Origin of the sequence: Nonomuraea deserti, from assembly GCF_004348685.1 — a bacterium.
Classification (GTDB): domain Bacteria; phylum Actinomycetota; class Actinomycetes; order Streptosporangiales; family Streptosporangiaceae; genus Nonomuraea; species Nonomuraea deserti.
On the sequence record NZ_SMKO01000120.1, the window covers coordinates 16,175 to 28,923 of the forward strand.

General features: G+C 71.2%; 11 protein-coding genes. 7 read left to right on the forward strand and 4 right to left on the reverse strand.

Annotated elements, in window-relative coordinates:
* Positions 1-27: 27 nt before the first annotated feature.
* The gene (locus E1292_RS32770; protein ID WP_132600037.1) at positions 28-1,434 is read left to right on the forward strand and encodes an MFS transporter; all 1,407 of its coding nucleotides are present in this window, start codon (positions 28-30) and stop codon (positions 1,432-1,434) included.
* On the opposite strand, the gene E1292_RS32775 is transcribed toward E1292_RS32770, so the two are convergent.
* Both E1292_RS32775 and E1292_RS32780 read right to left on the reverse strand, forming a co-directional pair.
* On the reverse strand, positions 1,412-1,777 hold the full coding sequence (locus tag E1292_RS32775; RefSeq protein ID WP_132600040.1) for a DUF742 domain-containing protein: 366 nt from the start codon (positions 1,775-1,777) through the stop codon (positions 1,412-1,414). The two genes, E1292_RS32770 and E1292_RS32775, sit on opposite strands and share 23 nt — an antisense overlap.
* On the reverse strand, positions 1,770-3,632 hold the full coding sequence (locus tag E1292_RS32780) for a sensor histidine kinase (RefSeq protein WP_132600043.1): 1,863 nt from the start codon (positions 3,630-3,632) through the stop codon (positions 1,770-1,772). The genes E1292_RS32775 and E1292_RS32780 overlap by 8 nt, the downstream gene beginning before the upstream one ends.
* Positions 3,633-3,819: 187 nt before the next feature.
* Here E1292_RS32780 and E1292_RS32785 point away from each other — a divergent pair, with 187 nt between their 5' ends.
* Positions 3,820-5,379, forward strand: a complete 1,560-nt coding sequence (locus E1292_RS32785; RefSeq protein WP_132600046.1) for an ABC transporter substrate-binding protein — start codon at positions 3,820-3,822, stop codon at positions 5,377-5,379.
* Here the strand turns inward: E1292_RS32785 and E1292_RS32790 are convergent.
* The gene (locus E1292_RS32790; protein WP_132600049.1) at positions 5,363-5,545 is read right to left on the reverse strand and encodes a hypothetical protein; all 183 of its coding nucleotides are present in this window, start codon (positions 5,543-5,545) and stop codon (positions 5,363-5,365) included. The genes E1292_RS32785 and E1292_RS32790 overlap by 17 nt on opposite strands.
* 17 nt (positions 5,546-5,562) lie before the next feature.
* On the opposite strand from E1292_RS32790, the gene E1292_RS32795 reads away from it, so the two are divergent.
* Together E1292_RS32795 and E1292_RS32800 are read left to right on the forward strand one after the other, a co-directional pair.
* Complete coding sequence (locus E1292_RS32795; protein WP_132600052.1) at positions 5,563-6,186, forward strand: hypothetical protein; 624 nt, start codon at positions 5,563-5,565, stop codon at positions 6,184-6,186.
* Positions 6,187-6,311: 125 nt separating this feature from the next.
* Positions 6,312-9,314 carry an AfsR/SARP family transcriptional regulator gene (locus tag E1292_RS32800; RefSeq protein ID WP_132600054.1) on the forward strand — a complete coding sequence of 1,001 codons (3,003 nt, stop codon included), beginning with the start codon at positions 6,312-6,314 and terminating at the stop codon, positions 9,312-9,314.
* 6 nt (positions 9,315-9,320) lie between these two features.
* Here the strand turns inward: E1292_RS32800 and E1292_RS32805 are convergent, their stop codons facing one another.
* The gene (locus E1292_RS32805) at positions 9,321-10,049 is read right to left on the reverse strand and encodes an AfsR/SARP family transcriptional regulator (protein ID WP_132600057.1); all 729 of its coding nucleotides are present in this window, start codon (positions 10,047-10,049) and stop codon (positions 9,321-9,323) included.
* A 120-nt stretch (positions 10,050-10,169) separates the two neighbouring features.
* Here E1292_RS32805 and E1292_RS32810 point away from each other — a divergent pair, with 120 nt between their 5' ends.
* The 3 genes from E1292_RS32810 to E1292_RS32820 all read left to right on the forward strand — a co-directional run bounded on the left by E1292_RS32810 (position 10,170) and on the right by E1292_RS32820 (position 12,358).
* Positions 10,170-10,934 carry a hypothetical protein gene (locus tag E1292_RS32810; RefSeq protein ID WP_132600060.1) on the forward strand — a complete coding sequence of 255 codons (765 nt, stop codon included), beginning with the start codon at positions 10,170-10,172 and terminating at the stop codon, positions 10,932-10,934.
* A 302-nt stretch (positions 10,935-11,236) separates the two neighbouring features.
* Positions 11,237-12,034 carry an exodeoxyribonuclease III gene (locus E1292_RS32815; RefSeq protein WP_132600063.1) on the forward strand — a complete coding sequence of 266 codons (798 nt, stop codon included), beginning with the start codon at positions 11,237-11,239 and terminating at the stop codon, positions 12,032-12,034.
* Positions 12,035-12,124: 90 nt separating this feature from the next.
* Complete coding sequence (locus tag E1292_RS32820; protein ID WP_132600066.1) at positions 12,125-12,358, forward strand: hypothetical protein; 234 nt, start codon at positions 12,125-12,127, stop codon at positions 12,356-12,358.
* Positions 12,359-12,749 lie beyond the last annotated feature (391 nt).

Here is a 12,749-nt window from a genome sequence, read left to right on the forward strand (position 1 = left end):
ACCCAAAGTATCTAAAGGGAGCGGAACATGGCGACAGTCGTCGCAACCGCGCGCCGTGACACCTCGGTGCGCAACCCCTGGCCGGCCGTGGTGTCGCTGGCATTCGCCGCGTCCATCGCCGCCCTGCAGAACACCGCGGTCGTGCCGCTGCTTCCCGTGCTGCAACGCGAGCTGGACGCCTCGCTCACCGCCGTGAGCTGGACGTTGACGTTGAGCCTGCTGGTCGCCGCGGTCTCCACGCCGCTGTTGTCGCGCTTCGGGGACATGTACGGCAGGCGCCGCATGATCCTCGGCGCCCTGGCGCTGCTGGTGGCCGGCTCGGTGATGGCGGCGCTGGCGACCTCGCTGACGTGGTTGATGGTGGCGCGGGTGTTGCAGGGTGCCGTGGCCGCGCTCGTGCCGCTGTCGATCGGCGTGGTGCGCGACACGCTGCCCGGACGCCAGCTCGCGACCGGAATCGGCGTGCTCAGCGCGACGATGGGATTCGGCGCCGGTGGCGGGATGATCCTGGCCGGGCTCGCGTCAGGAGACTGGCACCTGGTCTTCTGGATCACGGCCGCCATCTCCCTGGCGGCCTCCGTCTTCGTGGCCTTCCTCGTACGCGACCACGCGCCGGCCGTCAAGGGCCGCCCCGACCTGCTCGGCGCGGGGCTGCTGACCGCCTGGCTGGTCGCGCTGCTGCTGGCCATCAGCGAGGGCGGCTCGTGGGGCTGGACCTCGCCCGGCGTGCTCGGGCTGTTCGCGGCCGCGGCGGTGCTGGCGGCCGTGTGGGTCGTGGTCGAGCGCCGGGTGCCCGAGCCGCTGGTGCAGATGTCGATGCTGGTCCACCGGGGCACGGTCGGCGCGACGGTGGCCTCGATGCTGCTCGGCCTCGCGTTCTTCACCCTCCTGACCGGCATCTCCGGCTTCGCCCAGGCGCCCGCCGAGTCCGGCTACGGCCTGGCCGCCTCCACCCTGCAGGTCGGGCTCTACCTGCTGCCCAGCACGCTGTTCATGCTGGTGATCTCCCTGTTCGCGGGCCGGTTGATGCGCCACTTCCACGCCTCGTCCATGGTGGCCGCGGGCTCGGCGGTGACAGGGCTGGCGGCGTTGTGGCTGGTGGCCAGGCACGACGGCCCCGCCGACCTGTACATGGCGGCCTCGCTGATGGGCATCGGCTTCGGCATCGGATACGCGGCGCTCGGCACCATGGCCGTCGAGCACGTCGACCCGGGCATGACGGCCGTCGCCGCGGGCGTGAACGCGCTCGTGCGCATCGTGGGCGGCAGCACCGCCGGCGCCGCGATCGCCGCCATCCTGGCCGCCAGCCCCGGCGTGCGCGGCTACCAGTGGGTCTTCGGCGTGGCCGCGGCGGCCGGGGCGGTGGCCGCGCTGTTCGCGGCCACGTACGGATGGCTCAACCGCCGGGCGGTCACAGCGCCTTCAGCCCGCTGATCACCTCGAGCAGCACCTTCGCGTCGGGGGCGGGAGGCGGATGTTCGACCTGCACGAGCTGGCGCGCGTGCAGGTCGCCGACCAGCACCCTGATCACGCCGATGGGCAGGTTGAGCTCGGCCGCCACGTCCACGAGCCGGGTCGGCTGGGTGCACTTCTGCAGGATGATCAGATGTTCGGGGTCGAGGCCGCGCGGCGTCGTCAGGCCGCCGGACGTGATGATGACCGCGATGAGGTCGATGGCCTCGCTCGCGGGCACCGTACGGCCCCTCGTCAGCAGATAGGCGGGGACGATCGGACCGGCGTCCTCGTCCAGCCAGCGCTCTTCTGGGCTGTCACTCACTGCGCACCACCCGCATGGGTCGAGCGGGTTCCTTGACGTGGGGCTCCGGGTCCGGATCGGCCACGTGCTCAGCCGGGATCAACACGATCGCGGTGGTCCCTCCATATGGTGAACCGCGTAGTGTCACGCGGATGTCATGCCTGGCGGCCAGGCGGGAGACGACGAAAAGGCCGAGCCTGTCGCTGTCGGCCAGGTCGAACTCCGGTGGGCTGGCCAGCCGCTCGTTGAGTTCGGCCAGCACCTCCGCGCTCATCCCGAGCCCGCGGTCCTCGACCTCGAAGACGAACCCTCGGGCCGCCTCCTCGCCGCGCACGATGACCTGGGTGTGCACGGGGGAGTAGACGGTGGCGTTCTCGATCAGCTCCGCGACGAGGTGGATCACGTCGCCGACGACGGGGCCCGCGAGGCGCTGGCCGGACATCGGCTCGACGGTGACCCGCGGGTAGTCCTCCACCTCGGCGGCCGCCCCGCGGGCGACGTCGAGCAGCGGCACCGGGCGGCTCCAGCCGCGGCCCGGCGTGGCGCCCGACAGGATGATCAGGCCCTCGGCGTGCCGGCGCATGCGGGTGGTGAGGTGGTCGAGCTTGAACAGGTCCTCTAGGGCGTCCGGGTCGGTCGCGCGGTGCTGCATGTCCTCCAGCTGGATGCGCTGGCGGTGCAGCAACGTCTGGCTGCGCCTGGCCAGGTTGCGGAAGACGTGGCCGACGCCCTCGTTGAGCCGCGCCTGCCCGATGGCGGCCTCGACGGCGGTCTGCTGCACCGTGGAGAAGGCCTGCCCGACGTCGTCGATCTCGACGGTGGTGCTCGCCACCGACACCTCGGGCAGCTCGACCCGCTCGCCCCTGCGCAGCTTGCCGACCACGTGCGGCAGGCGCTCCTGCGCCACCTCCAGCGCGGCCAGCCGGAGCGCGCCGAGCTCGCGCGACAGCCGGTTGCCCATCCGCAGCGAGAACCAGATCGACACTATCACCAGCACCAGAGCCGTCCCCGCCAGCAGGTACGCCCGGGCGAGCACCTGGTCGGCCACCGGGTCGGCGCGCCCGTTAAGGTTGGCGCTGGCGCGCATCTGTGCCGCCCGGAACGTCTCGGCCAGCTCCTCCGTGACGCTCAGCCAGTCACGCGGCGAGCGGCCGGAGATGATCTGGTCCTCCATCATCCGCATCCGCTGGTAGGTGGCGGAGGTGATCAGGGCGACCTGGGGGTCGCGCAGCGGCGGGTCGAGCTCGCCGAGGGCCTGGTCGACGAGGAAACGCCGGTTGCCGACGATCTGCGTGAACGTCCTGCGCTCCGCGGCCGTGGTCGGGCCGAGCGCGATGGCCTGCTCGCGGGTGAGCAGCTCCTTGGCGTAGCTCATGTCGATGACGACGCGCGACTGCTCGTAGATGGGGATGTCGTCGATGAGCGCGACGCGGCGGTGCAGGCCGAACAGCTCGTCCACGATCGCGTCGTAGGACTCCACGGCGTGCAGGCGGTCACTCAGGCTCGTGTCGATCTCTCCCCTGATCACGTCGAGCCTGCTCAGTTGCGTGTACACCGCGTTCACCTGCGTGCGGATCTCTTCCGATCTGTCCTTGGAGTTGTCCGAGAGCCGCCTGAAGGTGTCCTCGGCGGCGTCGGTACGGCTACGCTGCGTCTCCACCGCGGTCTGGGCCGCCATGTGGCGCAGGTGCTTGGCCGAGACGAGACGCTCCCGCTGGATCTCGTTGATCAGTTTGTACGCCGGATGGCGGAGGTTCGTCCAGAGTGTCTTGTACTCGCGTAGCTCCAAGCTCTCGGTGGCGGTGACGGCGGTGATGACGCCCCACAACACCACCATGGAGGTCAGAGGCACCAGTAGGAGTCCGATGATCTTCATGCGGATCGTTCGGCTACGACCCATGGCACCTCACTCCGGTCGGTCCCCTGCTGGCAACCCCGGACGGGACAAGCCCTGAGGATAGCAATTCGATCACCAGATTGCCCAATTTTTCGGGAGTTTTGGACATGTTTTCATGATCATGCAGTAAGTTTCCCCGGGTACATCGGTGACGGAGGAGGACGCGTTGCGCAGTCGTCTCGTTGCGGCCGCGGCGCTGGTGCTCCTCGCGGCGTGCTCGCCCCCCACGGAGGTGCGCGAGGCACCGGAAGGCACGGCGCCCTTCGTCCAGGTCTACAGCACCGACGTGATCACCGAGTGGGACCCGAGCCGCTCCTACTCCAACGAGATCATCGCCTTCCAGAACATCTACGAGACCCTCACCTACTGGAACCCGGTCACCAAACTCGCCACCCCCCGCCTGGCCACGTCCTGGCACGCCTCGGCCGACGGCCGCAACTGGACGTTCACCATCCGATCAGGCGCGACCTTCCACACGGGCAGGCCGGTGGACGCGGCGGCCGTCAAGGCCTCCATCGAGCGCACCATGAAGGCCAAGACCGGCGCCTCCTACATCTGGAACGCCGTCTCCTCGATCAGGGTCGACGACCCCAAGACGGTGACCTTCACGCTGCGCTATCCCGTCGCGCTGGACCTGGTGGCCTCCGCCGGGTACGCCGCCTACATCTACGACACGAAGGCGGCTCCCGACCTGACGAAGTGGTTCGCGCAGGGAAGGGACGCGGGCTCCGGGCCGTACACGGTGGCCCAGTGGCAGAAGGGCGCGGAGGAGGAGCTCACGCTCACCGCGTACGACGGCTACTGGGGCGGCTGGCGCAGGCCGCACTACAACACGGTCAAGTTCCGTGCCGTGCCCGACCCCTTCGAGGCGTACCAGATGTTGCTGGACGGCGAGGCGACCTTCGTCGGCCGGCTCTCACCCCGGCTGTTCGCCAGGGCCTCGACCATGCCGGGCATCCGCACGTCGGAGCGGCGCTCGTACACCACGACGATGATGTTGTTCAACACCGCGCGCGGCCCGATGAAGGACATCCGGGTGCGCCGGGCGATCCAGAAGGCCGTCGACTACCAGGGCGTGGTGCGGACGCTCCGGGGAGCCGTGGGCCCCGCCAGCGGCGTCGTGCCAGAAGGGCTGCTGGGCCACGTGCCGGGCAGGGAGCCCCGGCAGGACCTGGAGGGCGCCGCCCGGCTGCTGCGGGACGCGGGCCACGGGCCCGGCGGCGAGCCGCTGCGGCTGCGCGTGACGTACGGGCGGGGCCAGCCCGACCAGCAACTGCTCGTCACGAGGTTGCGGGCGGCGCTGCGCCCGCTCAACGTCACCCTCGACGCCCGGCCCATGGACTGGAACGCGCAGTGGGAGCTGGGCAAGAAACGCGGCCAGGACATCTTCATCATGTACTGGTGGCCCGACTACGCCGACGGCTACTCCTACTTCGGCAACGTCTTCCACAGCGCGACGAAGCCGGAGTTCAACCTGTCCTACCTCCGCGACGACACCCTGGACGCGCTGCTCGACGCGGTGCCCGAGCTGACCGTGACCGACAAGGCGGCGGCGCAGCGGGCCTACGAGCAGGCCACGGTCAGGGTGCTCGACCAGCGGGTGGCCGCGGCGCTGCCGTGGGTGCTCTACTCGCAGCGCGCCTACCTGGGCGGCGTCGAGGGATATGACGACAACCCGGCCTATCCCGACGTGGTCTTCGTCCACAGCCTCAAGCCGTCGGCGTGACCTCCTCGGAGGTGTCACCGCGTGCGGCGTCGACCCGCTCGCGCAGGCGGGCCCTGATCTCCTCGGGCGTGTAGGCGCGGCGGCGCCGCTCCGCCCGCGCGATCACCACTCCCGTGGCCGCCACTCCCATGATTCCGGCCAGACCGAGCATCTTCCACCAGCGCATGTGCCTAGGCTAACGGTGTGCTGACTCTCGACGAGGCCGTCAAGGTGACGCGCACCGGCGACCTGTGGATCTTCCGCGGGCGTTCGGTGCCCGACCGCGCCATCCAGACGATGACCAACAGCCCGGTCAACCACGTGGGCATGGCGATCGTGATCGAGGACCTGCCGCCCATGATGTGGCACGCCGAGCTGAGCCGGTCGCTGCCCGACCTGTGGGCGGCCACGCACCACCGCGGAGTGCAGCTGCACGACCTGCGCGACGCCGTGACGGTCTGGGCCGACCGGTACGACCAGCGGCCCTGGCTGCGCCAGCTGGACCCCGAGGCCACGCGCGAGATGGAGGACGCCGCGCTGCGCACGGTCGCCCGGCTCGACGGCACCCCGTTCCCGTCCACCACCAGGCTGGCCGCCCGCTGGGCCAGGGGCCGGATCCCGCGCCGCCGCCGGGAGCAGACGCTGGAGAGCGCCTACTGCGCCGAGGTCGTGGCGGTCACCTACGAGGAGATGGGGCTGCTGCCCGCCGGCCGCCGGCCCAACTGGTACGACCCCGGCAGGTTCTGGAGCGGCGACGACCTGGGGCTGCTCATGGGATACCGGCTCGGCAACGAGATCACCGTGGGCGTCGAGCGCGCGCGGCGCTGAACGTAAAAGCGGGCAAAGGCCGCAGGCGTCCGAGGCGGCCCCGCCCGCCGGAGGCGGCCGTGATCCGGTGCTGCGAGCCCAGATGGCGAAGATGACGAACGTTTGACGCATTAGGCTCGGACACGATGGACATCCGCGTGCTCGGCCCGGTCGAAGTGTACGACAGCGGTGCTGGAATCCCGATCGAGGGCGCCCAGCAGCAGTGCGTGCTCGGGCTCCTCGCGGCCTGCCACGGCGCCTACGTTCCGGTCGACCGGCTGATCGAGGCGCTGTGGGAGGAAGACCCGCCCAAGACCGCCAAGACCATCGTCCAGCTCAAGGTCTCACAACTGCGCAAGACGCTGGGCGGGCGCATCGCCAGCACCACGGCCGGCTACTCGCTCGCCGTGCCCGACGACGAGATCGACGTGTGCCGCTTCCGCCGCCTGGCCGCCGAAGGGCGGGCGGCGACCCGGCCTGAGGACGCCGCCGCGGCCTGGGAGCAGGCGCTCTCCCTGTGGCGCGGGCAACCCCTGCAGGGAGTCGGCACCACCTGGGTCGACCAGCGCGTACGCGGCCCGCTCACCGGCGAGCGGTGGGACCTCGTCGAGGAGTACGCCTCCGCCCTCATCGAGCTGGGCCGCCACCGCGAGGTGCCCGCGCTGCTGCAGGAGCTCAGGGACGAGGAGCCGCTCAGGGAGACGCCGCACGCGCTGGCCATGACGGCGCTGTGGCACGACGGGCGGACGGCTGAGGCCGTGGAACTGTTCCACACGGTGCAGCGGCTGCTCGCGGGGGAGCTGGGCGTCGACCCCGGTCCCCGGCTGCGCGACCTGCACCAGCGCATCGTCGAGGGCCACCGGCCGGTGGTGCCGCGCCAGCTCCCGCGCGACGTCGCCGGCTTCGTCGGCAGGCAGGCCGAGACCCGGCGCGTGCGCGAACTGCTGCGCGAGGGCCGCGTCGCCGTGGTCACCGGCGCGGCGGGCATCGGCAAGTCGGCGCTGGCCGTGCACGTCGGCCACCAGGTCGCCGCCGAGTTCCCCGACGGCCAGCTCCACGTCGACCTCAACGGCTACGGGCAGGGCGAGCCGCTGCCGCCCGAGCGGGTGCTGCCCCGGCTGCTCGGCGCGCTGGGCGTGCCGGCGCCGGGCGGCACCGCCGAGCAGCTCGACCTCTACCGCTCGACGCTGGCCACCAGGCGGGTGCTGCTCCTGCTCGACAACGCCGCCGACGCCGAGCAGGTGCGCCCGCTGCTGCCCGGCGGCTCCTGCGGGGTGATCGTCACCAGCCGTGACACGCTGCGCGGCCTCCTCCTGCAGGGGGCGCAGAGCGTACGCCTGGCCACGCTCACCCCCGCCGAGGCCCGCGACCTGCTCGCCGACCTGGTGGGCAAGGACGTCGTCCACACCGACCCCGAGGCCGCCGCCGAGCTGGCCGAGCTCTGCGGGCACCTGCCGCTCGCCCTGGCCATCGCGGGCGCCAACCTCATCGGCCGGGCCGACCTGCGCGAATACATCAAGGAGCTGCACGCCGACCGCTGGAGCACGCTGGCCGTCGAAGGAGACGCGCAGGCCACGGTCGCCACCGCGTTCGCCAGCTCGTACGCCGCGCTCCCCGACGACGCGCGGATGTTGTTCAGGCGCTTCGGGCTGGTCCCCGGCTGCGACTTCACCGCCCACTCCGCCGCCCGGCTGGCCGGCACCGACCCGGCCACGGCCACCCGGCTGCTGACCAGGCTCGCCTCCGCCCACCTCGTGGAGGAGCACACGCCGGGCCGCTACCGGCTGCACGACCTGGTCGCCCTCTACGCCCGCGAGCACTGCACGGCGGGCGACGACGACCCCGCCCGGCTGCACGCCTACTACCTGTACACCGCGCGGGCGGCCGCGCCGCTCCTCGCGCCCTCCATCGAGCTGCTCCCGCTCACGCCCGACGACCCCCCGTACGACGCGGAGGAGTTCGCCGACGCCGGCGCGGCCACCGCCTGGCTGGATGCCGAGCAGCACAACCTGCTGGCGGTGATGGACCACGCCTCGGGACGCATGCTCTGGCGGCTGATCGAGACCCTGCGGGCCTTCATGTACGGCACGTACCAGCCCGACGTGATCGCGGGCCTGGCGCGCAAGGGGCTGGCCGCCGCCGAACGCGACGGCGACCTCGCCGGGCAGGCCAGCATGCACCACACGCAGGCCAACGCCCGCTTCGTCCTGAACGAACCCCGTGCGGCCCTGCGCCACTACGAGCTCGCCGCCGAGCTCTACGAACGGATCGGATGGGGCACGGGAACGCTTCTGACGCTGACCAACTTCGTCGTGGCCACCTCCAGCCTCGGCGACTTCCACGAGGGCGCGGCCAGGCACGAGCGCATCGTCCGGCTGTGGGAGGCGCTGGAGCCCTCGACGAAGCTCGCCGCCACGCTGGAGAACCACGCCATCGTGCTGCTGTGGTCAGGGCGCGTCCGCGAGGCCCTGGAACAGCAGCTACGCGCCAAGCTCATGCGGGAGACGCTCGGCGAGCCGCCCGCCTGGCGGGCCAGGGCCTGCTCGATCGTCGGCGACATCCGGCTGGCGATGGGCGACCTCGACGCGGCCGCGGAGGCGTTCGACGAGGGCCTGAAGTCGGCCAGTGCGGGCCAGCTGCCCGGAACGTTGTCGAGCGCCGCCATGGCGTACCACCTCAAGGGCGAGGACGCCAGGGCGGCCGAGCTGGCGCGGCGGGCCGTGCAGACGGCCAGGGCCAGCGGGCTGCGGAGCGAGTACGACGAGGCCCGCAGCACGCTCGCCCTGGTGGACGACTCCATCGAGATCGGCGTGCGCGTCTCCATGCTCAAGGAGGTGATCGCCTCCTACCGCTACCGCACCTATCCCTATCTCGACGCCCGCGCGCGCGTCTGGCTATCCGAGGTCTGCCTGCGCGGCGGCCTGCACGCCGAGGCCGCCGAAGCGGCAGGGCAGGCGCTCGACGCGGCCACCCGGCACGGCCTGCGGCGGCTCGAAGGGCTGGCGCTCACCCTGCTCGCCCGGGCCGACCTGCTCGACGGTCGCCCCGACGCGGCGCGCGAAAACGCCAGGCGGGCCGCCGAGGTGCACAGGGAATGGGGGCACCGGCTCGACGAGGCCGCCGCGCAGGCCGTGCTCGACGAGCTCTGAGCCCGCTCAGATCTGGGCGGACAACAACGACTCGAAGGTGCTGCGGAGCTCCCGGCCCGGGTCCACGCCGAGCTGATCGGCCAGCAGGCGGCGGGTGCGCTCGTACAACTCCAGCGCCTCCGCCTGCCGCCCCACCTGGTAGAAGGCCGTCATGAGCAACGACACCAGCCGCTCCCTGTGCGGGTTGGCCGTCACGGTCGCGCGCAGCGGCGCGACCAGCCGCTCCGGTTCTCCCAGCCGGAGCCTCCTGCGGGCCAGCTCCTCGACCGCGGCCAGCCGCGCCTCCTCCAACTCGACCGCCGCCACCTCCAGCGACCTGCCGCCTCCCGACCCGCCGAGCGCGGGACCGCGCCACAGGGCGAGCGCCTCGTCCAGCAGATCGGCGCCGCAGCCGTCGTCGCGCCGCGCCGCCTCAGCCACCAGCCGGCGGAAACGCAGCGCGTCCACCGACTCGGGGTCGGCCAGCAGCACGTATCCCGACGAGTCGGTCTCCACCCGGGCGCCGACCAGCGTCCTGCGCAACCGGTACACGTGTCCCTGCACGGTCATCCGCGCGCTGTCCGGGGGATCGCCCTCCCACACGGCGTCGATCAGCCGCTCCACCGGCACCGGACGGTTCAGGTCCAGCAGCAGCGCGGCCAGGACGAAACGACGCTTACGCGGCCCGGTATCCAGGCGGCGTCCCCCGGCACAGGCGTCAATGGACCCGAGCAGGCGAAACTCCAAGTGATCCATTCGTGACACTTTGGCGGCACACGCTAAAGGGCGGCTAAACACCGCGGCGCCAACAGAACGCCAACCGCTTCTGCCAGGGTCTACCACTCACGATCTTCGCCTCAACAGGAAGAGAATAGAGTGATCACGAAGAAGGCCGCGATCGCTGTCATGGCGGGCTCGCTCATCGCAGGGCCGATGGCCACCGTCGCCATGGCGCAGCCGAGCAACGCCGCCGTCATCGCGAAGGACCGCCTCGGTCCCGGCGACTGGCTGCTGCCCGGACAGTCGCTGACCTCCGGCCGGTTCAAGCTCATCCAGCAAGCGCAGGGGAACCTGGTGTTCTACGACGGCACCAAGGCGCTGTGGAGCTCGCCCACCGCGGGCAAGCCGGGCGCCCGGACGACCATGCAGAAGGAGGGCAACCTCGTCATTTACGGCCTCGACAACAAGCCGCTGTGGTCCACGCAGACCGCCGGCAACCCCGGGGCCTACCTCAAGCTGCCCAAGCAGAGCGGCAACCTGGTGATCTACTCCAGGGACAACAAGCCGCTGTGGTCCTCCATGGCCTACATCAGCAAGCTGCCCTCCGGCCAGGTGCTCCGCCCCGGGCAGTTCATCCAGTCGCACAACGGCCGCTACAAGCTGATCCAGCAGAAGGAGGGCAACGCCGTCCTGTACGACGGGAAGCGCAGCCTGTTCACCACGCCGACGGCCGGACACCCGGGCGCGCGCTCGATCATGCAGAAGGAGGGCAACTGGGTCGTCGTCGACCGCAACGACAAGCCCCTGTGGACGACCAGGACCGCCGGTAACCCGGGCGCCTGGCTGTCGGTCAGCAACGACGGCCGCGTCATCATCTACTCGGCCGCCAACAAGCCGCTCTGGACCAGCGAGATGCGCTGACCTGTTCGCGCGGCATCCATCACGTGGGCCGGGCGGGCTCGCGGCGGCGCCATGAGCGCGGCGCGACCTGCCCGGCGACGGCGGTCGGCAGCACCCGCACCCCGCTCTTCGGTCGTTCTCCGGCTGCGCTCCGGTCGCGCTCCGGTCGTTCTCCGGCTGCGCTCCGGTCGCGCTCCGGCTGACTCCGGGTCGCGCTCCGGCCGCCCTCCACCTGCCCTCCGGCCGCACGGGGAAGTCGTGCGCGCGCCCGGTGCGCGGGGGCGCTCGCTGCCTCACGCCCCAGCCGGTGGCAGGCTGGAAGCATGCGCCTGGCTACCTGGAACGTGAACTCGGTCAAGGCACGGCTGCCCCGCCTGCTCGAATGGCTGGCCGAGGTCAAACCCGACATCGTCTGCCTGCAAGAGACCAAATGCCCCGCGGACGCGTTCCCCGCGGCGGAGGTGGGCGCGCTCGGCTACGCCGCCGCGGCCCACGGCGACGGGCGGTGGAACGGCGTCGCGCTGCTGTCCGCGGTCGGGCTCGACGAGGTGACCCTGAGCTTCCCCGGTGAGCCGGGATTCGCCGAGCTCGACGGGGTCGGCGCCGCCCGCCCCGAAGCCCGCGCCATCGGCGCCACCTGCGGCGGCATGCGGGTGTGGTCCCTGTACGCGCCGAACGGGCGCACGGTCGACTCGCCGCACTATGCGTACAAGCTGGACTGGTTCTCGGCGCTGCGCGACGCGCTCGAACCCGAGCTGGCCGCCGGGCCCGTGGTGGCGTGCGGCGACTTCAACGTGGCGCCGTCCGACGCCGACGTGTGGGATCCCGCCCTCTTCGTCGGCTCCACCCACGTCACCCCGGCAGAACGCCAGGCGCTGGCCGACCTCCGCGCCCTGGGACTGCACGACGTCGTGCCGACGCCGATGAAAGGGCCCCACCCGTTCACGTACTGGGACTACCGGGCCGGGATGTTCCACCAGAACAAGGGCATGCGCATCGACCTGGTCTACGCGAGCGAGGACGTCGCGGGGCGGGTGCGGTCGGCGTACGTCGATCGCGAGGCCCGCAAAGGGAAGGGGCCGTCCGACCACGCGCCGATCGTGGTGGATCTGCGGCCATGAACTAATTCCAAATCGCGGCCATCCGAGTATTCTGTGTTCTCGAATGTTTCGGGGGTGTAAAGAACCATCAAGGCCCACAGGGGGAGCTCCGTGGAACCTGCAGACGGCCGTGTCATTCTCTTCATCCTCATCGCCCTCGCCGTGTTCGCCCTCGGCCGCCGCTTCCAGACCATGGTCATCATGCGCCAGGTGTGGAAGCAGAGCGCCAGGCAGGTCAGCGCCAGGAAGGCCGTCGCGAACAACGCCGCGAAGTCTATGATCGGCATCACCCTCCTCGCGATATTCGTCGTCTGGCTGGTGCTCAACCTGAATCGCGTCATGTGAAAAAGGCCAGTAGGTGATTACCGCGCAATTGCACGGGGTGGAGCAATGATGCGCGACTCACCGAATTCTCCCGGGCGCGCCCGAGCCTCTAGCACGACGGCTCGCGTCACGTACTGCCGCTTACGGCGCTCGAGTCGGCCGCGTATGTTCGGCTCGGGCTGCGCGCGGCGCTCGGGTTGGCCGTGCGCGGCGGCTCGTGCGGTGGTCGGCTGTGTGCGGTGGCTAGAGCTGGTCGTGATCGGGGCACCGGGTTGGCCGTGTGCGGCGACTGGGGCTGCCTACAGCGCTCGGGCTTTGTGCGGCGCTCGGGCTTTGTGCGGCGGGAGGGTTGGACGTGTGCGGAGCGCCGGGGCGGTCGCGTACGGCGTGGTGGTAGGGGTCGCTTCAGCGG